Below are 20147 nucleotides of genomic sequence, written 5' to 3' on the forward strand. Positions count from 1 at the left end.
CTCCGACCCTCCTGGGGGGCACATACCTCCAGTCACGCCAACCCCGTTCCCCTGCACCCCACTTGGGCGAACCGGTGACTTACCCTGGTCGCCTTGCTAGCTTTACCGTGTGGACTGGCTCGCACCGCTGGGCACGCTCGTCGGGGCCGCCGTCGGAGTGGGCACGGGCCTGACCGTCGATCGCTTCCGCCGGCGCCACGACAGCGCCGATCGCTGGCTGCAGACCCGCCGCACCGTCTACGTCGACTTCCTCACCGCACTGAGCCGTGGCCATTCGGAGCTGCGAGCGGCCACTTTCCGGGAGGACCTCTCGGACGCGGCCCGCTTCGGAGCGCTGCACCAGGCACTGGACGGTTCCGGTATCTGGACCTGTCGGCAGACACTCTCCCTGACGGCTCCCACCGAGATCATCTCGTTGGGGATCGACGCGGCCAAGGCCCTTGAGCAGGTCCGGGACACTCTCATCACCGAACCGGACGTCCGGTCCGAGCCGTACCTACGGGCCCGGGCCGATCTCTGGAAGGTCAATGCCGATCTGCGCGAAGCGATGCGCAAGGACCTCAGGCTCGATCTCCCACCCGACCCCGAAGTCGGCCTCCACCGCCACCAACGCCCTGACTGACCCCACCCCGGCACAGCAGAAGGGCCCCCGACCGGCGTTTCCGCTGGTCGGGGGCCCTTCTCATATCCTGTGGCTGGTGCAGGGTTCGAACCTGCGTAGCTTGCGCGGCAGATTTACAGTCTGCTCCCTTTGGCCGCTCGGGCAACCAGCCAGGATGGTGTCTCGCGGGGCGCTGCCCCGTTCGACCTCGTAAACGATACCTGATGGATGGGGGTGCTTCGCCACTCGGTCGGTCACGTGATGATCAAGGGGATGGGGCGTGGCTGGCGGGGGCGGGCGGGGGTGGGGGTGGATAGGCTTGGGCGGCGCCTGCTCCGTTGGGGTGGGGGCGGACAGTGAAGCCAGAGCATCAAGGAGACCAAGACACCATGGCCGACTCCAGTTTCGACATCGTCTCGAAGGTCGAGTGGCAGGAGGTCGACAACGCGATCAACCAGACCTCCCGCGAGATCGCCACCCGGTTCGACTTCAAGAACGTCGGCGGCGAGGTCAAGCGGTCGGGCGAGAAGATCGAGATGAAGGCCAACGGCGAGGAGCGCGTCAAGGCGATCCTGGACGTGCTGAAGGACAAGTTCATCAAGCGTGGCCTGTCGCTCAAGGCGCTCGACGCGGGCGAGCCGCAGCTCTCCGGCAAGGAGTACCGGATCACCGCGGACGTGAAGGAGGGCATCTCCCAGGACGACGCGAAGAAGGTCGCGAAGATCATCCGCGACGAGGGCCCGAAGGGCGTCAAGGCGCAGGTGCAGGGTGACGAACTGCGGGTCAGCTCGAAGAGCCGTGACGACCTGCAGACCATCCAGGCACTGCTCAAGGGCAAGGACCTGGAGTTCGCGATCCAGTTCGTGAACTACCGCTGACGCTGCGACAGCGCCGCCGTCGGGGCCCGGACCGTGCACGGTCCGGGCCCCGACGTCTGGGTGCGGGGCGGGTCAGCCGGTGACCAGGGCGGTCGCGGTGGCCACGGTGGCGGTGACGGTGCTGGTGGAGAGCGGGGGCACCGCGTCCTTGACGGCCGTCGGGTCGGGCTTGGCGGCGGTGGCCTTGGCCACCAGGTCGGCTGCGGACTTCTCGACCTGGCCGAGGGCGTCCGTCGGGTTGACCGGCAGCGGCGGGAGACCGCGGGCGTCGTCGACCGGCAGGCCGGGGACGGGCGCAGGGACCGCGACGGGGGCGGCCGGCAGCAGGCCCAGCAGGGACTTCACCGCCGCCTGGAGGTCGGCCAGTTGCTTCTGCAGGGCGGCCGGGTCGGGGCCGGCGGAGGTCGCGGAGGTCACCAGCTTGGTGATCTGACCGAGCACGTCGCCGAGCGAGCCGAGCACCGCGAGGTTCTTGCCCGGGTCGGGGAGAGCCGGCAGGTCACCACCCGGAGGCGTCACAGGCAGATCCACCGGGGGCTTCACCGGCAGGTCACCACCCGGAGGCGTCACAGGCAGATCCACCGGGGGCTTCACCGGCAGGTCACCACCCGGAGGCGTCACAGGCAGATCCACCGGGGGCTTCACCGGCAGGTCACCACCCGGAGGCGTCACAGGCAGGTCGACCGGGGGCTTCACCGGCAGGTCCGGCACGGGCGGGACGATCGGGGGCAGCGGGAGGGGCGGGGCTAGGGGACGGATGGTGGTCGCCGCAGCGGTGTCGGCAGCATTGGCGACGGTGACGGACGTGGTGGTGACCGTGGCAAGGCCAAGGGTTGCGGTCAGCACGACGGCCGTCCAGGTGGCACGCATGGGATTGCGCTTCCTCTCAGTGAAGTACAGGCGGAATCGCCTGAGCTTCACGTTGGGCCACCGCACCTGCCCCGGCCACCGGTTGTACGCCGAATGGTCCGGGGCCCGGACGCCGTAAGGGTTTTGGGGCGGTCAGCCGGAACACCAGTCGACCAGCCGCCGGTGCCGGTCGAGCCCGACCGCCTCGAACTCGTCCTGTCCGTGGCTGTGTTGGGCGCCGACCCGGCGCAGCGCCTGGGAGATCGGGCTGCCCTCGGCCGCGAAAGGCTGGCCGGTCACCGAGGAGAGCGGCCCGAGCACCACCTGGGCGTCGAACCAGACCGCCGCGTGCTGGGTGCCCTCACCGCCGCAGAAGTCCGCCTCGACGTAGCCGATCGGGCCCGCCTTGGACCAGGCCGCCATCCGGCGCCCGAAGCCGCCCGGGAAGGACGTGAAGCCGGGCTGGATCGCGCCGCCGTGCTCGGTGACGGTGTCGAAGAGAAGGTCCGTCATCGGGATCAGCGCCAGTTTCTGTTCGAGTCCGGCGACCCGGGCGACCGGCACCTCGGCCGCCACCACGTCGAGCAGTTCCCGCGATGCGATCAGCGCCTTCAGTTCGTAGGACATCCAGCCATTCTGCGCCTTCCGACAACGGTGCGGGAGCGGATTATCGAACTCGCTGTGCGTTCGAACAGCCCGAGCGACCGGGCGACGGCGGGGGCGGGGGCAAGGGCGACAGCGGAGCAGGCAGACTGGACGGATGAACGAGCAGAGCGAGCCGACGGTACGTCAACCCCGGCCCACCGCCGAGGAACTGGCGGCGGCCCGGGACCGGACCGTGCCGGACGTGGTGGCACCAGGACTGCGGGTGCTGTTCTGCGGCATCAACCCGGGGCTGTGGTCCGGGGCGACCGGCCGGCACTTCGCCCGGCCGGGCAACCGGTTCTGGCCCGCACTGCACCGCTCGGGCTTCACGCCCCGTCAGCTCGGACCGGCGGAGCAGTTGGAGTTGCTCGACCACGGGCTCGGGATCACCAACGTGGTGGCCAGGACCACCGCCAAGGCGGACGAACTCACCGCCGAGGAGTACCGGTCGGGCGGGCAGGCGCTGGTGGAGCGGGTGACCCGACTGCGGCCCGAGGTGCTCGCGGTGCTGGGGATCGGGGCGTATCGGACCGCGTTCGGACGGCGGGGCGCGGTGGTCGGTCCGCAGCCGGAGGGGATCGGCGACACTGAGGTGTGGGTGCTGCCCAACCCCAGCGGCCTGAACGCCCACTACACGCTGGACGGGATCGCCGAGGAGTTCCGGCGGCTGCGCGAGGCGCTGCCGGAACACCGGTCAGGGCACCGGGAGGAGCACCGGGCGGAGCGCTAGTCGGTGCCCTGGCCGACGAGCACCGGGGCCGGGGCGGACCGGAGTTCGCGGATCAGCTCCCGGACGGCGGCGGTCCGGGCCAGCGCGGGGGTCGTGACGTAGCCGACCGTCCGGGTGGGCGGCTGCGGGCCGAGGCCGGTGACGGCCACCCCGGGCGGGGCGCCCAGCAGGGTGAGGGCGGGCATGATCGACATGCCGAGGCCCTGGGCGACCAGCGAGAGGGTGACGGTGTCGTCCTCGACGTTCACCGTGGCGGGCGGGATCCAGTCCTGGCTGCGCCACCAGTCTCGGGTGTACGAGCCGCAGTTCTCGTCCCAGTCGACCAGCGGCAGGGTGCGCGGCCGGGGGTGGCCGACCGGGTGCGCCAGCGCGTACGGCTCGGTGAACAGGCGGCCCGCGAGCAGTCCGGGCAGCACCGGGGACGGGGCCTGGCCGGTGGCCGCGTCCAGGGTGGCGATGCCCAGTTCGGCGTGGCCGTCGGCCACTTCGCCGGCCGTGCCGCGGCCGATCTCGCGGACGATCCGCAGCTCCGGTTCGAGGCCGGGGTGACGGTCCTTCAGCCGGGCGAGCACCCCGGGCAGCAGGTGGGCGGCGGCGCTGCGGAAGGCCACGATCCGGAGCGGGCCGGTGACTTCGGCGTCCTGCCGGGCGGCGGCCCGGGTCTCGGTGGCCAGGGTGGCGAGCAGGTGCAGGATCTGCCGGGCGTGGGCGGCGGCCTGCGCGCCCGCCGGGGTCGGACGCGCCCCGTGCCGACCGCGGTCGAAGAGCACGGCGCCCAGCTTGCGCTCGCACCCGCGGACGGCGTGCGAGACGGCGGACTGCGACATGCCGAGCGCCGTGGCGGCGGCCGTGAAGCTGCGGTCGCGGTCGACGGCGACCAGGATGCGCAGCTCGTGCGGGGCGAGATCGGTCATCCGGGCAACCTACCCCGGCCCACCGGCTTCCATGAACTGTGCTCATGGAACGGCCCCGACCATCGACGCGACCCCCTGCCCGGCCGTCCGGGAGCTCCCTAGCGTGATCATCACACCGAACAGGGAGCCCCACCATGACCCGCGCCGCCGTCACCGCCCGTTTCGTCCACCAGGTCGCCCGCCCGCAGGGCCGCGCCGCCGCCACCGACTTCGCCTTCGTCGAGGCCCCGCTCCCGCCGGTCGAACCGGGCGGCGCGCTGGTGGAGAACCTGCACTTCTCGGTCGATCCGTACATGCGCGAAGTGATGGACTTCGGTGACCTGCACGCCCCCATGGAGGGTCGCGCGCTCGGCCGAGTGGTGGAGTCCCGGTCCGATCAACTGAAGGTCGGCGACCTGGTCGCGCACCGGCTGGGCTGGCGGACCCACGCCCTGCTGAGCCCGGATCAGATCCCGCACCGGTCCGCCGCACCCGACCCGGGCGGGGTGCAGGTCCGGCTCCGCGAGCCCGGGGTGCCCGCCCTCCGCTCGGCCGGCGTCCGGGTGGTCACCCCGCCGGCCGGGGTGCCGCTCCGCACCTACCTGAGCCTGCTCGGCGGCACCGGCCTGACGGCGTACGTCGGCCTGACCCGGATCGCCCGGCTGCAGCCCGGCGAGAGCCTGTACGTGAGCGCGGCGGCAGGTGGCGTGGGGACGGCGGTCGGCCAGCTGGCCCGGCTGATGGGGGTCGGCCGGCTGGTCGGGAGCACCGGTTCGGCCGCCAAGGTGCGGCACCTGACCGAGCGGCTCGGCTTCGACGCCGCCTTCGACCACCACGACGGCCCGGTCGGCGAGCAGCTGCGCCGGGCCGCCCCGGACGGCCTGGACGTGTACTTCGACAACGTCGGCGGGGACCATCTGGCCGGTGCCATCGACGTGTTGCGGGACGGCGGCCGGATCGCCTGGTGCGGGGCGGTGGCGCAGTACGACGATGCCGCGAACCCGCCCGCCGCGCCGTACAACCTCTACGACGTGGTGAGCAAGAGCCTGCGGCTGGAGGGCTTCCTGGTCCGCAACCACCGGGAGGTGCAGGGCGAGTTGGAGGAGTACCTCACGCCGTACCTGCGCTCGGGGGTGCTGGTGCCAGACGAGACCGTGACGGTCGGCTTCGACCGGTCGGTGGACGCCTTCCTCGGGATGCTGGCGGGGGCGAACACCGGGAAGGCGATCGTGCAGGTCGGCGCGGGCGCAGCGGAGTGACGCCGGGTCAGCCCCGGCGAAAGGCGATCGGGCATCTACGGCCAGGGGCTCGGGGCTCTGCCGATCTGCGGCTCCGCCGCGTGAGCGAGGAGATCTGGCGCCGGGGTCACTGCGAAAGTGCCTGACCACCCCTGAACAGATCACCTTGCACGAGGCCGGCGTCGCAGTTCCCCGAGCCCCTGACTCCGTAGCGGGCTGAGCACCTGCCAACGGCAGAGCCCCGAGAGCCGCAGGTTCCAGGGCCACGGCCGGAGGGTTCAGTCGGTGGCGAGGCGGGCGTGGAGGTGTTCGTCGTGGTAGGTGCCGTCGCCGAAGCGGTGGCTCTTGCGGAGGGTGCCCTCCAGGGGGTAGCCGGCCCGGTCGGCCACTCGGCAGGAGGCGGAGTTGCCGACGGCGTGGGCGAGTTCGATCCGCCGGGCGTCGGCGGTGGTGAAGGCCCAGTGGGTGACGGCGTCCAGGCCGCGGGTGGCGAGGCCGCGGCCCCGGGCGGCCGGGACCAGCCAGTAGCCGATCATCGCGATGCCGTCCGCCCGGTCCGCCCAGCGGACGGCGACGGCGCCGAGGAGTTCGTCGAAGTCGTCGTCGAGGAGGGCGAAGGAGGCCAGGTCGCCGCGGTCCCAGCCGGCGGTCCGGCCGGCCAGCCAGCGTTCGGCGTGCAGGACGGTGGGGGCCAGCAGCGGGTTCCACAGGGACAGCACCGGGTCGGCGGCGACGGCGACCAACTCCCGCGCCCGGCGCTCCGGTTCGCCGATCCGGCTCCACGGACGGAGCCGGAAGCCGTCCCCGGCCAGGTCGGCGGGGGTGAAGCTGGGCAGGAAGTTCACGGATCCGTCGGCACTCATGACGATCTGTCTACCTCCTGACGGACAGTGGCGCCAGCCCTCAGGCGGCGACCCGGAAGCCGATGTTGCCCGCCGAACTGTCGGGGGTGTTGGAGCTGCGGGCGGCCACCCGGTAGCGGTTGCAGTAGGAGTCGTGGCACATGTGCGAACCGCCGCGCATCACCCGGCGGGTTCCGTCCGGCGGGCCGACCGGGTGGTGGCGCGGGCCGGTCCGGTGGAAGTCGGGGCTGAACCAGTCGGCGCACCACTCCCAGACGTTGCCCGCCACGTTGTACAGGCCGTGGCCGTTGGGGCGGTAGGTCTTCACTGGGGCGGTGCCGGGGTGGTCGGCGGCGGTGTTCAGGGTGGGGAAGACGCCCTGCCAGATGTTGCACATCTGCCGTCCACCGGGCGTGAGTTGGTCGCCCCACGGGTAGCGCTTCTGCTCCAGCCCGCCCCGGGCGGCGTACTCCCACTCGGCCTCGGTCGGCAGCCGGCTGCCGGACCAGGCGCAGTACGCCAGGGCGTCGTGCCAGGAGACGTGCACCACCGGGTGGTTCTGCCGGGCACCGGCCGAGGAGCCGGGGCCCTCGGGCCGGCGCCAGTCAGCGCCCTCCACCGCGCGCCACCACGGGACGCCCGCCACCGACGGTGCGGTGGCCGCCGCCTCCGGGGCCAGGAAGCCCTCGAAGACGAAGCTGAACCCGAACCGCTCGGCCTCCGTGACGTACCCGGTGGCCTTCACGAAGCCGGCGAACTGGGCGTTGGTGACGGCCGTCGGCGAGATCCGGAACGGCCCGACCTCGACCTCGCGGACCGGCCCCTCACCGTCGGCCGGGAAGCCCACCGGGTCGTCGGTGCCCATCAGGAACCGCCCGCCCGGCAGGGCGAGCAGCCCCCGGGCGGTACGGGCGGGAGCGGGGGCGGCCAGGGTGAGCACCGCCGGGCCCGCCCCGGCCCGGCCCGGGGTGCAGCAGGGCTTGATCGGCTCGGTGCTCAACGTCGGTCGTCCTCTCGAAGGGTCGTCCCCCGGGCCGGACGGCCCGGCCCGGGGGACGGTGGCGGGTCGGGTCAGAGCGCGCGGTCGGCCGCCAACCGGGCGGCCAGGGCCGGGATGCCGAGCGCCTGCTCCTGCTGCGGGGTGGCCTGGTACAGCAGGTTCTGCAGCTGGTACGGATCGCTCACCAGGTCGTAGTACTCCCGGAACAGCACCTGCCCGGTGCCGGTGACCGTCCCGGCGGCGTCGGTCTTGAGGTCGTAGTACTCGGTGTACTGCCGGTCGGTGGCGACGTACGAGGCCCAGGTGTTGGGCGTACCGGCCCCGGTGCCCTGGCGCCACCACTCGACCAGCAGGTGGTCGCGCCGTTGGTCGCCGAGCAGCGAGCGGCCGTCCTGCGGGGTGTCCGGGACGATGCCGGCCGCGTCCAGGATGGTCGGGGCGACGTCGATGTTGGCGGCGATCCGGTTGTCGGTGGTGCCCGCGCCCAGGCCGCCGGCCGGCCAGGAGAGGTAGAACGGCACCTGGTGGGACGGGGAGTACGGCACCGACTTCTTCAGCCAGCCGTGGTCGGCCCAGGTGTAGCCGTTGTCGCCGAGGTAGACGACCAGGGTGTTGTCGAGCTGGCCGAGCGCGGCCAGCTTGTCGTGGAACGCCTGCACCGCGTCGTCCACCGAGAGCAGGGTGCGGAGTTGACGCTGCCGCAGCTCCCGGGCGTCTGCCAGGGTGGCGGTGGCGTTCCGGATGTAGGCGGGCTTGTCGCTGCGGTCCTCCTCGGTCACCGAGAGCCGGCCGTTCCAGGCCGGGACCGGGGTGTCGGCGTACTTGGGGGCCGGCTTGTTGGGCTCGTGCGAGGCGTACGGGGTCACGTAGGCGAACCACGGACGGGTGTCGGTGGCCGCCTTGTCGAGGAAGGCCAGCGTGTGGTTCTTGATCACGTTGGTGGCGTAGCCGTTGATGGTGCGGACGGTCCCGTTGTCGTTGTACCGGGCGTCCTGGTAGGACGGCTGGAGCAGCAGCCAGTCCTCGAAGTGCGGCGGATTGTCCGCCAGCGCCCAGGAGTTGAGGTACTTGCCGAACAGGCCCGTGCGGTAGCCGGCCTGGCTCAGGTAGCGCTGCACGGTGGTGTGCTGGTCCAGCGCGGCCGAGGCGCCGTTGTTGCGGACCCCGTGGTTGTGGGCGAACCGGCCGGAGAAGATCGAGGACCGGGACGGTGCGCAGAGCGGCGTGGCGACATGGCCGTTGGGATAGGTCACGCCCTGGCCGCCGAGCCAGGCGATGGTGTTCTGGATCGCCCAGTCGGTGTGCTTGGGCTGGTCGTCGGTGACGATCAGCAGGATGTTCGGACGGGCGGCGGTCGGCGCGGCCGCGGCGGGCGCGGCCGTCAGCGGGACGGCTCCGGCGGCGGCCACGGCGGCGGCTCCGGCGAGGAAGCCCCGCCGGCCGAATTCGGGACGGCTGTTCTCGGGCACCACGGAATTCCTTTCGGCGTCGGTGAACTCCGGCGGCTGCGGCAGGGCATGCCGAATCGTTGCCGGAGTTGGGGGAGAACGCGTGCTCCGGGGAGGGGGAGGACACCCACCGGGGAATCACGGAAAGGGCTTCGCCAGCGCCGTGATCAGCGCTGACGGGCCGCGGAGGTCACGCGGCGGGGCTACAGAGCCCGCTGGCCAGTCGGCCGAGATCGACGTGGCGGCGGGCAGCGAGGAACTCTCCGGCTGCCATGGCAGCGACAATAGGGGGCGGCGTCGGCGGCCCGCAATGGTGCCCGGCAGGCGGACACGCGGAATTCACGTTCCACCGCCGGACGGGCGAACGGCGCTCCGCCGAAGGGGAGTTCGGGCCGGGCGGCCCGACCTGACACCTCGGCCCCGGAGCGGTTCCCGGCTGCCGGGTAGAGTCGGTGGGTCGGGCGTCTCCCGGCGCCACCACGCCGCCGTCCGCCGCACGCCCCGCGTGTCCGGGCCGACCGCGCCCCGAGTACGACAGGTCCCCGTCTTGCCCCCTGCCATGCCGTCCGCCGCGCGGCTGCGCGGCCACCGCCCGTCCTGGTTCACCCCGAAGGTGGCCCGCACCGAGGTGCTGGCCGGCCTGGTGGTGGCCCTCGCGCTGATCCCGGAGGCGATCTCCTTCTCGGTCATCGCGGGCGTGGACCCGAGCGTCGGGCTGTTCGCCTCCTTCACCATGGCCGTGGTGATCTCGGTGGTCGGCGGCCGGCCGGCGATGATCTCCGCCGCCACCGGGGCGATCGCCCTGGTGGTCGCCCCGCTCGCCCGGGAGCACGGCTTCGGCTACCTGATCGCCACCGTGATCCTCGGCGGGCTCTGCCAGATCGCCCTCGGTGCACTCGGCGTGGCCAAGCTGCTCAGGTTCGTCCCGCGCAGCGTGATGCTCGGCTTCGTCAACTCGCTCTCCATCCTGGTCTTCGTGGCCCAGCTGCCGAACCTGGTGGACGTCCCCTGGGCGGTCTACCCGCTGCTGGTCGGCGGCCTGGCGCTGACCGCGCTGCTCCCCCGGTTCACCACGGTCGTCCCGGCCCCGCTGGTGTCGATCGTGGCGCTCACCGCCGTCACCGCGGGCGCCCACCTGGCCGTGCCCACCGTCGGCGACAAGGGCAGGCTCCCGGCCGGGCTGCCGCTGCCCGGCCTGCCCGAGGTGCCGTTCACCGCGGCCACCCTGACCCTGATCGCGCCGTACGCGCTGGCCTTCGCCCTGGTCGGGCTGATGGAGTCGCTGATGACGGCCCAGCTGGTGGACGAGATCACCGGCACCCGCTCGAACAAGACCCGGGAGTCCCTCGGCCAGGGTGTCGCCAACATCGTCACCGGCCTGTTCGGCGGGATGGGCGGCTGCGCGATGATCGGCCAGACGATGGTCAACGTGAAGACCTCCGGGGCCCGCACCCGGCTCTCCACCTTCCTGTCCGGCGTCTTCCTGATGGTGCTCTGCATCGTCTTCGGACCGGTGGTGTCACGGATCCCGATGGCCGCCCTGGTCGCGGTGATGATGCTGGTCTGCGTCACCACCTTCGACTGGCGCTCCGTCAGCCCGCGCACCTTCCGCCGGCTGCCGGTCGGCGAGAGCGCCGTCATGGTGATCACCGTGGTCTGCGTGGTGGCCACCGGCAACCTCGCGGTCGGCGTGGTGGTCGGCTCGGTCAGCGCGATGGTGGTGTTCGCCCGCCGGGTCGCCCACCTCGCGGAGGTCAGCTCGGTCACCGACCCCACCGGCGACCGGATCAGGTACACGGTGACCGGCGCGCTGTTCTTCGCCTCCAGCAACGTGCTGGCCTCCCGGTTCGACTACGCCGACGATCCCGGTGAGGTCGTCATCGACCTGACCGCCGCGCACATCTGGGACGCCAGCTCGGTCGCCGCCCTGGACGGGATCGCCGACCGGTACGCCCGGCACGGCAAGACCGTCGAACTGGTCGGCCTCAACCCCCGCAGCGCGGAGCTGCACGGGACGCTCAGCGGGCAACTGGGCTGAGCCCCGCAGGACCTACCCGTGGCTGATCACCACCCGGCCGAAGGCACCGCCTTCCCGGTGGTACCGGAACGCCGCCGGGACCTCGGCGAACGGGAACACCCGGTCCAGCACCGGCCGGACACCGTGCACCTCCAACGCCCGGTTCAGCGCGGTGAACTGCGCCCGGCTGCCGACCGCGACGCTGCGCACCTGCACCCCCGAGGCGAACAGCAGCCGGGCGTCCACCGGCGGGGCGGTGGGGGCGTCGGCGACCCGGAAGCCGACGTACGCCAGCTCGGCGCCGATCCCGGCCGCGCGCAGCGACTGCTCCAGCGGACCCGCGACGTGCACCACCTGGTCCGCGCCCCGGCCGCCGGTGAGCTCGCGGACCCGCTCGTGCCAGTCCGGCTCGGCGGTCCGGTCGATCACCTCGTGCACGCCGAGCTCCTTGAGCCGTACGGCCTTCAGCCCGCCCGAGGTGGTGGCGATCACCCGCGCACCGGCCAGCAGGGCCAGCTGCACAGCCGCCAGGCCGACCGCGCCGGTGCCCGGGGTGAGCACGGTCTCGCCGGGGAGCAGCGGCCGGCCGCCGGTGAGGGCGTTCCACGCGGTCAGCGCGGTGAGCGGCAGCGCGGCGGCCTCCTCGTACGACAGGTGCCCGGGGATCCGCACCAGGGCCCGCTCCGCGACCACCCGGTACTCGGTCAGCGCGCCGTCCAGCGAGGAGCCCAGCTGGGCGGCCCGGTCCAGCCCGAACGGGCCGTCCAGCCAGTCCGGGAAGACCGTCAGCGCGACCCGGTCGCCGACCCCGAAGGTGGCGACGGCCGGACCGACCCCGACCACCTCCCCGGCTCCCTCGCACCCGGCGACCACACCCGGCACCACCGGCAGCGGGTAGTCGTCGGCCAGGATCAGCCCGTCCCGGAAGCTGACGGCGTTGGCGCGCATCCGCACCAGCACCTGCCCGGGGCCGGGCTCGGGCACCTCGTGCTCACGCAGCGTCAGGCCGGCCGCTCCGGTGCCCGTACCGGTCAGGTGGTAGCTCTTCATGACTCTCCTCAGGTGTGCCCGAACCCCGGCGCTTCCAAGGGGACTTGGGACGACCGGTGCCTCGACGGGGTGACAGGGACGATCCTGCGCGAGCCGACGAGCCGTCTCAATTCCGTGCAGGGAATGACGGGGCGGGCTATAACCGTCCGGTGAGCACCGTTACCGAACCCGGCCCGTTTCCCGCCGAGTTACGCCGTCGCCGGACCGAGCGCAGGCTGAGCCAACTCGAACTGGCCCTGCGGGCGGGCACCACCCAGCGGCACCTGAGCTTCATGGAGCGCGGCCGCTCCCGCCCCGGGCGGACCATGGTGATCCGGATCGCGGAGTCCCTCGACCTGCCGCTGCGCGACCGCAACTCGCTGCTGCACTCGGCCGGTTACGCGCCCGTGTACCCCGAGTCCCGGCTGGAGACCCCGATGCTCGGCCCGGTCCGGGAAGCGCTGGAGGTGATCCTGCGCGGCCATCTGCCGTACCCCGCCCTGGTGCTCCGCCCGTACGGCGAACTGGTGGCCGCGAACAGTGCGGTGGACCTGATCACCGAGGGCTGCTCGGCCGAACTGCTCACTCCCCCGGTCAACCTGATCCGGCTGCTGCTGCACCCGGACGGCATGGCCCGCCGGGTGCTCAACCTCCCGCAGTGGGGCCGCCACGTCACCGAGAACATCCGGCGGGCCTCGGCGAACGGCCACCACGACGCCCGGCTGGCGGCCTTCCTCGCCGAGTTGGAGGGCTACCTGCCGCCCGCCGCACCCGACCCGGAGCACCTCGGCTTCGCGGTCCCGCTCCGACTCGCCGTGCCCGAGGGCGAGTTGCGCCTGATCACCACGATCACGTCGTTCGCCACCGCCCTGGACGTCACGCTCGCCGAACTGCACCTGGAGGCGTTCCTGCCGGCCGACGAGGCCACCGCCGCCGTCCTCCGCGCCCGGGCCGCCGCCGGCTGAGCCGCGACGGCTCAGCGACCGCCGAACTTCTCGTCCGTGGAGACCACTTCGCGGCCCAGCGGCATCAGCGAGATCGGGATCATCTTCAGGTTGGCCCAGCCGAACGGGATCCCGATGATCGACAGGAACAGCGGGATGCTGGTCGCGATGTGCCCCAGCGCCAGCCACCACCCGGCGAACACCAGCCAGACCACGTTCCCGACGCAGGAAGGGGCCCCGGCGTCCGGCCGCTCCACCGTGGTCCGCCCGAACGGCCAGAGCACGTAGCCCGCGATCCGGAACGACGCGATGCCGAACGGGATGGTGACGATGAGGACGCAGCAGATGATCCCGGCGAGCACGTAGGCGAGCGCCATCCAGATGCCGCAGAAGATCAGCCAGAGCACGTTCAGCACGAAACCAATCACCTTCATGGCACCACCCTCCCACGAGCCAAGTCCCGGCACCGGCTCCTGCCTTGACCGGCGCGTCCGATCTCGGCCGACAGGGCACCGGAAGGTGACGCAGCGTGCATGGCACGTCACCCCGCTGCGGTGCTCGGCGGCGGCGTCAGGCCACGGCCCTGAGCACGCCCACGCCCGGGCGGACGAAGCCGGGGCGGGCGGCCAGCAGCCCGAAGGCGGCTTCGGGCACCACCAGGGCGAGCAGCAGCAGGAGCGGGGCCGTCCAGCCGCCGGTGGCGCTGCGCACCGTCCCGACCGCCAGCGGCCCGAGGGCGGCGAGCAGGTAGCCGCCGGTCTGGGCCAGGCCCGACAGGCGGGCGGCGGTCCCCGGGTCCGGGGAGCGCAGGCTCAGCAGGGTGACGGCGAGTGGGAACGCACTGCCGTTGGCGACACCGAGCACCGAGACCCAGAGCCACCCGCCCTGTGGGGCGAGCAGGATGCCGCCGAGCCCCACCAGCATGGCGACCGCGATCCCGGCGACCAGCGGTCGCTGGTCCCGCAGCCGGGCGGCGGCCACCGGCACGACGAAGCCCAGCGGGATGCCGATGGTCAGCATGACCGAGACCATCGTCCCGGACTCGGCCGCGCCGAACCCCTGATCCCGCATCAACTCCGGCAGCCAGGCGGTCAGTACGTAGAACATCAGCGACACCGCCCCCAGGAAGCCCGCCACCGCCCAGGCCGACGGCGAGCGCAGCAGCGAGGCGTCCGCGGCACACGGCGCCGGAGTCGGCGTCCGGTGGCCACGCAGCACCGGCAGGCACCAGACCAGGGTGGCGAGCAGCGCGGGGAGGGCCCAGGCCGCGAGGGCCGCCGGCAGCCCGGCGGCACGGTCGAGCGGGACGGCCACCCCGGCGGCGAGCGCCGCGCTGCCCGCCATCGCCGTCATCGCGAGGCCGGTGCACGGGCCCACCCGGGTGGGGAAGTGCTGCTTGACGAAGGCCGGCAGCAGGACGTTGCCGACCGCGAGGCCGGCCCCGGCCAGCACCGTGCCCGTGAACAGGGCCGCCGTGGCGGGGACCGCCCGCAGCAGCAGGCCGACGGTGACCAGCGCCAGCGCGCCGGCGACCGTCGGCCCGACGCCCGCCCGGCGGGCCACCGCAGGCGCGAGCGCGGCGAAGGCTCCCAGGCAGAGCACCGGCAGCGCGGTCAGCACGCTCAGTTCGAGGCCGTTCAGGCCGAACGCGGCCCGTACGTCGCCGAGCACCGGCGCGATGCCGGTGATCGCGGTCCGCAGGTTGACGGCCAGCAGCACCAGGCCGACCAGCGGCCAGGCCCGGCCGACCCCGGCCGTGACGGGGTCCATCGGCGCACCCCGCTACGAGGACGCGTTGCGGAAGGGGCAGGCCAGCTGCTCCTGGATGGTGTCGGAGAGCAGGTCCTCCTTCCCCTTGAGCGCGTCCGCGATCTCCTGGTCGACCGGGAAGACCAGCTCCGCCGCGACGTTGTCCTGCACGATCCGGGCCAGGTTGTCGAGCGCGGTGAGCACCGGGTCGGCCGGGAGCTGGGCGGTCGGCACGTCGAGCAGGTGGGTGTCGACCTTGGCGGGGTTCATGAACTGCCGGATGATGATCGTGTTCTGGTTCAGCACCGAGGTGGTCCAGATCGACAGCACCACGGCGTAGAGGTCCTGCCACCGCTCCGCGCCGACCTGGTCCCGCCACCGGCGCAGGAGTGCCTCCACCCCGGCGATCTGGGCCCGGGCCGCGTGCGCCATGGTGGTGCGGATGTCGCCGTACACGCTGCCGGAGAAGTCGGTGAACGACTCCCGGTCGAACGATCCGCGCCGGACGGTCTCCTCGGCGAAGCGGAGTGCCGCGTCGAGGATCCGGCCGGACGAGACCGCCAGCTCTGCGGGCAGGTCGGCCGCGCCGAGCTGGCGACGGGCCGTCGCCAGGGTGCCCGCGAAGTCCTGCAGCGGGCGGACCCAGCCGCCGCCCTGAGCGCCCTTCAGGTACGGGGCGAGGATCGAGAACGTCCCCAGCGGCACGTGGGCGATCGACTTCGCGAGCTCGAACACCTCCGCGACCGGGTGCACCGACTCGCGTTCGCCGTCGTGGACCAGGGTGTAGCGGCCGCCCTGGGAGTCGTTCTCGACCACGATGACCGGGGTGAGCCGGCCGATCAGGTCGGCCTTGAGGGCGGCGTAGTTCCGCCGCATGTCGGCGTTGACCGCGAGGACCGCGTCCCGGGCCTGCCGCACCGGGTCGGACCGGAACGCGACCAGCTGGACGTCGTGCGGGTCGAGGTCCGCCGCGTGGTCGTTCCTCGGGCAGCGCTCGGGGGAGTTCGGGGAGTTCGCTGAGGTTGCCATCGTGCTCCTCTGCCAGGTGACCGGTGCCCCACCCCCGGCACGGCCGGAACCCGTGCCGCCACCGGGTCCCCACCCTCCCGGTCCCGACGTCCCGGTCGACAGGGCTCCCCGTCCCGACCCGACCCCGCGTCCCGGTCCCACCCACCGTCAGACCCCGAACGGCGCAACCTGCCCCGGCTCCGCGCGCGGGGCGCCCGAGCAGTCACCACTGTGGTGGCATGGACGACTATCCGCTGCTCAATCTGTTCTGGACCATGATGTGGATCTTCCTCTGGGTCCTCTGGTTCTTCCTGCTCTTCAAGATCATCACGGATATCTTCCGCAGCCACGACATGGGCGGCTGGGGCAAGGCCGGGTGGCTGATCTTCGTGATCCTGCTGCCCTATCTGGGCGTCCTGGTCTACCTGATCGTCCGCGGCAGGTCGATGAGCCACCGGGACGCCGAACAGGCGCAGCAGGCCGACGCCGCCTTCAAGGACTACATCCGGAAGGCGGCCGGCACACCGGACGGTGGCGGCGGCGCGGCGGGTGGCGGCAGCGGCGGCGGGATCGACGAACTCGCCAAGCTCGCCGCCCTCAAGGAGCAGGGCGCCCTGACCGAGGAGGAGTTCCGGCTCGCCAAGCAGAAGCTGCTCGCCTGACCCCGCCGCACAGCCCGTCGACCGGGGCCCTCGGGCCCCGGTCGACGGCGTCGGGACCACCGCCACCCGGGTCGGGCCGAGCTCAGCGCCCGCGTGCCGCCAGCTCCACGGCCGCCCGCGAGGCGGTCAGCCCGGGCAGCGTCCGCAGGTCCGCCCCGGTGAGCTGCTGCCAGCGGTCGAGGCGGCGGGCCAGCGCGTCGGCGGACAGCCGGAGCACCCGGGCGGCCGGGCCGACCGCGAACCCGTGGTCGGCGAACGCCCTTACCGCGTCGGCCAGATGGGGAAAGGTCCGGGCGGTGGCGACGGCCGGGGCCAGCAGCGGGTCGAGCCGGTCGGCCGCGGCCGTGGTCACGGCCAGCGGCCAGAGGTCCTGGAACCGCCAGAGCCCGGACCGGCCGGCCGCCAGCGCCGCCGCCGCCCGGGCGTCCGCCAAGGTCTGCCGAGCGGCGTCGGGACCGATCCGGAGCAGCCCGACCGCCAGCCGGCCGACCGGACCGAGCGCGGTCAGGACCTCGCCCTCCGGGACGCCCTGAGTGAGGATCAACACCCCCTCGGGCCCCTCCCCCACGGCACACCGCCCGGCCAGCCGGTCCAGTCGCTGCTGCGCCTCGGCCGCCCCGGGTCCGTCCGCCACCCAGCCCTGGAAGCCCTCGTCCGGGTCCAGCCCGGCCGCCTCGGCCGCCGCCCGCAGGGTCCCGGCGGACACCGATCCGGCGGCCAGTCGGACCAGCCACGGCCGGGCCGCCGAACGGTCGGCCGACTCCCGTACCGCCACCAGCAGCTCGGCCAGCAGCTCGCCCTCCCCCACCACACCCACCTCCCGCCCCAGGAGCGGCCAGCGTAACCGCCGCACTCCCCGGCAACCAGCGCGATCGGTACGGTGAAGGTCGTCCGCGCCCCTCCCCACCGCATCGGAGCCGACGGCCCATGACGACCTCCACCCCGTCCTTCCTCGTCATCGGCGAGAGCGTGGCCGACATCGTCCGCTCCCCCGGGCGGCCGGACCTCCCGCACCCGGGCGGCAGCCCGGCCAACGTGGCGTACGGGCTGGGCCGGTTGGGCCGGCCGGTGGCGCTGCTCACCCAGCTCGGGGACGACGAGGTGGGCCGGCTGATCGCCGCCCACCTGCGGTCGGCCGGGGTGGAGCTGCCGGCCGACGGCCGGACCGGGGTCCGGACGCCGACCGCGATCGTCACGCTCGACCCGGACGGCAGGGCCGGGTACGCCTTCGACATCCACTGGTCGCTGCGCCCGGTGGACCCTCCGGCCGGGGCCGACCACGTGCACCTGGGCTCGATCGCCGCCGTCCTGCCGCCCGGTGCGGACGCAGCCCTCGGGCTGCTGGAGCGGCTCCGGCCGGGCGCCTCGGTCAGCTACGACCCGAACGTCCGGCCCGCACTGTTCGGCGCACCGGCGGCGGCGCTGGCCCGGGTCGAGCGCTGTGTCGCGCTCAGCGACCTGGTGAAGGCCAGCGACGAGGACCTGGCCTGGCTCTACCCCGGCTGGTCCGAGCAGCGGGTGGCCGAGCACTGGCTGGGCCTCGGTCCCGCCCTGGTCCTGATCACCCGGGGCGGACGGGGCGCGGCCGCCTTCACCCCGCGCGGCACGGTCGAGGCGGCCGCCGAGCCGACGGCCGTGGTGGACACGGTCGGCGCGGGCGACGCCTTCATGTCGGCCACCCTGGACGCCCTCGCCGGCCGGGGCCTGCTCGGCCCGACCGGCCGACCGGCCCTCGCGGCGCTCACCCCGGCGGACCTGACCGCGCTGCTCCGGTACGCCGGCCGGGCCGCCGCGATCACCGTCTCCCGGGCCGGGGCCACCCCGCCGACCGCCGCCGAGTTGCTCCCCGGCTGACGGTCGGGTTCAGACCGACATCGGCCACTCGGCCCCGTCGAGCTCCAGCACGCAGGACGGCCCCTCCGAGCCGACCCGGACGGTGAACGGGCGGGGCGGGTCGTCCGGCAGCGCGTCCCGGACGGTCCACGGGCCGTGGCCGTGGACGCGCTGCAGGCCGACCTCCTTGCCGTCCACCAGCAGTTCGATCTCGGTGTGCAGACCGCGCCGGAGGTTGACGGTGACCGAGTGGCTGCCGTGGTCGCGGTGGAAACGGTGCTCGTGCATGCTGACCCCTCTCCTGCCCTCCCATCGTCACCCCCGGCCGGTCAGCCGTCCATCTGCCGCTCCGCCCGGCATGCCGGATACTGCCTCGACTCACATACTTGGACAAACTGGTACATCGTCAGTTGGTCCCCAGGAGGCAGTCATGGCCCAGGAATCCGGCCCGCTCTACGACCCGTCAGGCCCCGTGCCGGTCTCCGGCGGAGGCCGTCGCAACACCGGGGCGGTCACCGGCCTGGTGCTGTTCGCCGGTGTGATGATGCTGATCGACGGCGTGCTGGGGATCTTCCAGGGCGTGGTCGCGATCGCCAAGGACGACGTCTACCTGACCACCCCGAACTACGTCTTCCAGTTCAACCTGACCAGCTGGGGCTGGATCCACCTGGCGATGGGCTTCGTGCTGGTGGTGGTCGGCTACGGCGTGCTCAGGGGCGCCGCCTGGGGCCGGGTGGTGGGCATCGCCCTGGTCTCGGTCAACCTGGTGCTGAACTTCCTCTTCCTGCCCTACTACCCGCTCTGGTCGCTGGTCGCGATCGCCCTGAACGCCTTCGTGGTCTGGGCCCTCTGCACCTACCGGGACTGACCCCTACGGCAGCCGGTGGCCGGCCATCCGCTCCAGGCGGGCGATCCGGTCGGCCATCGGCGGGTGGGTGGCGAACAGCCGGGTGCCGTGCTCGCCGGTCCGGAACGGGCTGGCGATCATCATGTGGCTGGCGGTCTTGAGCCGGGGCTCCGGGGGCAGCGGGAGCCGCTGGGTGCCGGCCTCCAGCTTGCGCAGGGCACTGGCCAGGGCGAGCGGGTCGCCGGTGATCCGGGCCCCGTCGGCGTCGGCCTGGTACTCCCGGGAGCGGCTGACGGCCAGTTGGATCATCGAGGCGGCCAGCGGGCCCAGGATCATGATCGCGAGCATGCCGAACAGGCCCGGGCCGTCGTCGTCCTCGCTCCGGCCGAACGGGATCAGCCAGGCGAAGTTCACCAGGAACATCACCACCGTGGCCAGCGCCCCGGCCACCGAGGAGATCAGGATGTCCCGGTTGTAGACGTGGCTGAGCTCGTGGCCGAGCACCCCGCGCAGCTCGCGCTCGTCGAGCAGCTGCAGGATGCCGTCGGTGCAGCAGACCGCCGCGTTGCGCGGGTTCCGCCCGGTGGCGAAGGCGTTCGGGGCCGGGGTGGGCGAGATGTACAGCCTGGGCATCGGCTGCCGGGCCGAGGTGGAGAGCTCCCGGACGATCCGGTAGAGCCGGGGCGCCTCGATCTCGCTGACCGGGCGGGCCCGCATCGCCTTCAGGGCGAGCTTGTCACTGTTCCAGTAGGCGTAGGCGTTGGTGCCGAGGGCCACCAGCAGCGCGAGCACGAAGCCCGTCCGGCCGAAGAAGCTGCCGACCACCAGGATCAGCGCCGACAGCCCGCCGAGCAGCGCAGCCGTCCTCAACCCGTTGTGCTGCCGGTGCACGCAGGCCCTCCAAGTGGTGCGGTGGGAAGCCTTCTGAAATCGT

The 20147-nt window shown here is 73.0% G+C and carries 22 protein-coding genes and 1 tRNA gene; 9 read left to right on the forward strand and 14 right to left on the reverse strand.

Annotated features, from left to right (window positions below; translation table 11 throughout):
- Positions 1-109 precede the first annotated feature (109 nt).
- Entirely contained in the window at positions 110-622 is a 513-nt protein-coding gene (locus tag OHV05_RS13655; RefSeq protein ID WP_405017882.1) for a hypothetical protein, read from the forward strand.
- Between the two features lie 70 nt (positions 623-692).
- Here OHV05_RS13655 and OHV05_RS13660 read toward each other — a convergent pair.
- Positions 693-773: transfer RNA gene (locus OHV05_RS13660), tRNA-Tyr, on the reverse strand.
- Between the two features lie 217 nt (positions 774-990).
- Here OHV05_RS13660 and OHV05_RS13665 point away from each other — a divergent pair.
- On the forward strand, positions 991-1479 hold the full coding sequence (locus OHV05_RS13665) for a YajQ family cyclic di-GMP-binding protein (protein ID WP_057231451.1): 489 nt from the start codon (positions 991-993) through the stop codon (positions 1477-1479).
- A gap of 72 nt (positions 1480-1551) precedes the next feature.
- On the opposite strand, the gene OHV05_RS13670 is transcribed toward OHV05_RS13665, so the two are convergent.
- Together OHV05_RS13670 and OHV05_RS13675 are read right to left on the reverse strand one after the other, a co-directional pair.
- Entirely contained in the window at positions 1552-2010 is a 459-nt protein-coding gene (locus OHV05_RS13670) for a hypothetical protein (RefSeq protein ID WP_405017883.1), read from the reverse strand.
- A 471-nt stretch (positions 2011-2481) separates the two neighbouring features.
- Complete coding sequence (locus tag OHV05_RS13675) at positions 2482-2955, reverse strand: hypothetical protein (RefSeq protein ID WP_405017884.1); 474 nt, start codon at positions 2953-2955, stop codon at positions 2482-2484.
- Between the two features lie 133 nt (positions 2956-3088).
- On the opposite strand from OHV05_RS13675, the gene mug reads away from it, so the two are divergent.
- Positions 3089-3703, forward strand: coding sequence for a G/U mismatch-specific DNA glycosylase (gene mug / locus OHV05_RS13680; protein ID WP_405017885.1), 615 nt, complete (start codon positions 3089-3091; stop codon positions 3701-3703).
- Here the strand turns inward: mug and OHV05_RS13685 are convergent.
- Positions 3700-4617, reverse strand: a complete 918-nt coding sequence (locus OHV05_RS13685; protein WP_405017886.1) for a LysR family transcriptional regulator — start codon at positions 4615-4617, stop codon at positions 3700-3702. The two genes, mug and OHV05_RS13685, sit on opposite strands and share 4 nt — an antisense overlap.
- A 134-nt stretch (positions 4618-4751) precedes the next feature.
- On the opposite strand from OHV05_RS13685, the gene OHV05_RS13690 reads away from it, so the two are divergent.
- Positions 4752-5855, forward strand: coding sequence for an NADP-dependent oxidoreductase (locus OHV05_RS13690; RefSeq protein ID WP_405017887.1), 1104 nt, complete (start codon positions 4752-4754; stop codon positions 5853-5855).
- A 257-nt stretch (positions 5856-6112) separates the two neighbouring features.
- Here OHV05_RS13690 and OHV05_RS13695 read toward each other — a convergent pair whose 3' ends face one another.
- The 3 genes from OHV05_RS13695 to OHV05_RS13705 form a co-directional block, all read right to left on the reverse strand.
- Entirely contained in the window at positions 6113-6697 is a 585-nt protein-coding gene (locus OHV05_RS13695; RefSeq protein ID WP_405017888.1) for a GNAT family N-acetyltransferase, read from the reverse strand.
- 40 nt (positions 6698-6737) lie between these two features.
- Complete coding sequence (locus tag OHV05_RS13700) at positions 6738-7676, reverse strand: formylglycine-generating enzyme family protein (protein ID WP_405017889.1); 939 nt, start codon at positions 7674-7676, stop codon at positions 6738-6740.
- A gap of 71 nt (positions 7677-7747) precedes the next feature.
- Positions 7748-9145 carry a sulfatase gene (locus OHV05_RS13705; RefSeq protein WP_405017890.1) on the reverse strand — a complete coding sequence of 466 codons (1398 nt, stop codon included), beginning with the start codon at positions 9143-9145 and terminating at the stop codon, positions 7748-7750.
- Between the two features lie 538 nt (positions 9146-9683).
- On the opposite strand from OHV05_RS13705, the gene OHV05_RS13710 reads away from it, so the two are divergent.
- A complete protein-coding gene (locus tag OHV05_RS13710; protein WP_405017891.1) occupies positions 9684-11162 on the forward strand; it encodes a SulP family inorganic anion transporter in 1479 nt (492 codons plus the stop codon).
- A 12-nt stretch (positions 11163-11174) separates the two neighbouring features.
- On the opposite strand, the gene OHV05_RS13715 is transcribed toward OHV05_RS13710, so the two are convergent.
- On the reverse strand, positions 11175-12191 hold the full coding sequence (locus OHV05_RS13715; protein WP_405017892.1) for an NAD(P)-dependent alcohol dehydrogenase: 1017 nt from the start codon (positions 12189-12191) through the stop codon (positions 11175-11177).
- A gap of 149 nt (positions 12192-12340) precedes the next feature.
- Here OHV05_RS13715 and OHV05_RS13720 point away from each other — a divergent pair, with 149 nt between their 5' ends.
- A complete protein-coding gene (locus tag OHV05_RS13720; protein WP_405017893.1) occupies positions 12341-13135 on the forward strand; it encodes a helix-turn-helix domain-containing protein in 795 nt (264 codons plus the stop codon).
- Positions 13136-13146: 11 nt separating this feature from the next.
- Here OHV05_RS13720 and OHV05_RS13725 read toward each other — a convergent pair whose 3' ends face one another.
- From OHV05_RS13725 to OHV05_RS13735, 3 genes are all read right to left on the reverse strand, one after another.
- Positions 13147-13548 (reverse strand): YccF domain-containing protein, encoded by a 402-nt coding sequence (locus tag OHV05_RS13725; RefSeq protein WP_403036476.1) that lies wholly within the window; start codon positions 13546-13548, stop codon positions 13147-13149.
- Positions 13549-13684: 136 nt separating this feature from the next.
- Complete coding sequence (locus tag OHV05_RS13730; RefSeq protein WP_405017894.1) at positions 13685-14884, reverse strand: MFS transporter; 1200 nt, start codon at positions 14882-14884, stop codon at positions 13685-13687.
- 12 nt (positions 14885-14896) lie between these two features.
- Positions 14897-15892, reverse strand: a complete 996-nt coding sequence (locus OHV05_RS13735; protein ID WP_405017895.1) for a hypothetical protein — start codon at positions 15890-15892, stop codon at positions 14897-14899.
- A gap of 218 nt (positions 15893-16110) precedes the next feature.
- Here OHV05_RS13735 and OHV05_RS13740 point away from each other — a divergent pair, with 218 nt between their 5' ends.
- Positions 16111-16533, forward strand: a complete 423-nt coding sequence (locus tag OHV05_RS13740) for an SHOCT domain-containing protein (protein WP_405017896.1) — start codon at positions 16111-16113, stop codon at positions 16531-16533.
- An 82-nt stretch (positions 16534-16615) separates the two neighbouring features.
- Here the strand turns inward: OHV05_RS13740 and OHV05_RS13745 are convergent, their stop codons facing one another.
- The gene (locus OHV05_RS13745; RefSeq protein WP_405017897.1) at positions 16616-17341 is read right to left on the reverse strand and encodes a helix-turn-helix domain-containing protein; all 726 of its coding nucleotides are present in this window, start codon (positions 17339-17341) and stop codon (positions 16616-16618) included.
- Positions 17342-17460: 119 nt separating this feature from the next.
- Between OHV05_RS13745 and OHV05_RS13750 the strand changes: the two genes are divergently transcribed.
- A complete protein-coding gene (locus tag OHV05_RS13750) occupies positions 17461-18387 on the forward strand; it encodes a carbohydrate kinase (protein ID WP_405017898.1) in 927 nt (308 codons plus the stop codon).
- A gap of 9 nt (positions 18388-18396) precedes the next feature.
- On the opposite strand, the gene OHV05_RS13755 is transcribed toward OHV05_RS13750, so the two are convergent.
- Positions 18397-18654 carry a hypothetical protein gene (locus OHV05_RS13755; RefSeq protein ID WP_405017899.1) on the reverse strand — a complete coding sequence of 86 codons (258 nt, stop codon included), beginning with the start codon at positions 18652-18654 and terminating at the stop codon, positions 18397-18399.
- Between the two features lie 142 nt (positions 18655-18796).
- Between OHV05_RS13755 and OHV05_RS13760 the strand changes: the two genes are divergently transcribed.
- Complete coding sequence (locus tag OHV05_RS13760) at positions 18797-19234, forward strand: hypothetical protein (protein WP_405017900.1); 438 nt, start codon at positions 18797-18799, stop codon at positions 19232-19234.
- Positions 19235-19237: 3 nt separating this feature from the next.
- On the opposite strand, the gene htpX is transcribed toward OHV05_RS13760, so the two are convergent.
- The gene (gene htpX / locus OHV05_RS13765; RefSeq protein WP_405017901.1) at positions 19238-20104 is read right to left on the reverse strand and encodes a zinc metalloprotease HtpX; all 867 of its coding nucleotides are present in this window, start codon (positions 20102-20104) and stop codon (positions 19238-19240) included.
- Positions 20105-20147: the final 43 nt, after the last annotated feature.

The organism is Kitasatospora sp. NBC_00070 (assembly GCF_045041205.1).
GTDB lineage: Bacteria > Actinomycetota > Actinomycetes > Streptomycetales > Streptomycetaceae > Kitasatospora.

Excerpts from the sequence above, each read along its gene's own strand:
- OHV05_RS13665 (WP_057231451.1), top strand. The coding sequence starts at position 991 with ATGGCCGACTCCAGTTTCGACATCGTCTCGAAGGTCGAGTGGCAGGAG.
- OHV05_RS13675 (WP_405017884.1), bottom strand. The coding sequence starts at position 2,955 with ATGTCCTACGAACTGAAGGCGCTGATCGCATCGCGGGAACTGCTCGAC.
- mug (WP_405017885.1), top strand. The coding sequence starts at position 3,089 with ATGAACGAGCAGAGCGAGCCGACGGTACGTCAACCCCGGCCCACCGCC.
- OHV05_RS13685 (WP_405017886.1), bottom strand. The coding sequence starts at position 4,617 with ATGACCGATCTCGCCCCGCACGAGCTGCGCATCCTGGTCGCCGTCGAC.
- OHV05_RS13690 (WP_405017887.1), top strand. The coding sequence starts at position 4,752 with ATGACCCGCGCCGCCGTCACCGCCCGTTTCGTCCACCAGGTCGCCCGC.
- OHV05_RS13695 (WP_405017888.1), bottom strand. The coding sequence starts at position 6,697 with ATGAGTGCCGACGGATCCGTGAACTTCCTGCCCAGCTTCACCCCCGCC.
- OHV05_RS13710 (WP_405017891.1), top strand. The coding sequence starts at position 9,684 with ATGCCGTCCGCCGCGCGGCTGCGCGGCCACCGCCCGTCCTGGTTCACC.
- OHV05_RS13715 (WP_405017892.1), bottom strand. The coding sequence starts at position 12,191 with ATGAAGAGCTACCACCTGACCGGTACGGGCACCGGAGCGGCCGGCCTG.
- OHV05_RS13725 (WP_403036476.1), bottom strand. The coding sequence starts at position 13,548 with ATGAAGGTGATTGGTTTCGTGCTGAACGTGCTCTGGCTGATCTTCTGC.
- OHV05_RS13730 (WP_405017894.1), bottom strand. The coding sequence starts at position 14,884 with ATGGACCCCGTCACGGCCGGGGTCGGCCGGGCCTGGCCGCTGGTCGGC.
- OHV05_RS13735 (WP_405017895.1), bottom strand. The coding sequence starts at position 15,892 with ATGGCAACCTCAGCGAACTCCCCGAACTCCCCCGAGCGCTGCCCGAGG.
- OHV05_RS13740 (WP_405017896.1), top strand. The coding sequence starts at position 16,111 with ATGGACGACTATCCGCTGCTCAATCTGTTCTGGACCATGATGTGGATC.
- OHV05_RS13750 (WP_405017898.1), top strand. The coding sequence starts at position 17,461 with ATGACGACCTCCACCCCGTCCTTCCTCGTCATCGGCGAGAGCGTGGCC.
- OHV05_RS13755 (WP_405017899.1), bottom strand. The coding sequence starts at position 18,654 with ATGCACGAGCACCGTTTCCACCGCGACCACGGCAGCCACTCGGTCACC.
- OHV05_RS13760 (WP_405017900.1), top strand. The coding sequence starts at position 18,797 with ATGGCCCAGGAATCCGGCCCGCTCTACGACCCGTCAGGCCCCGTGCCG.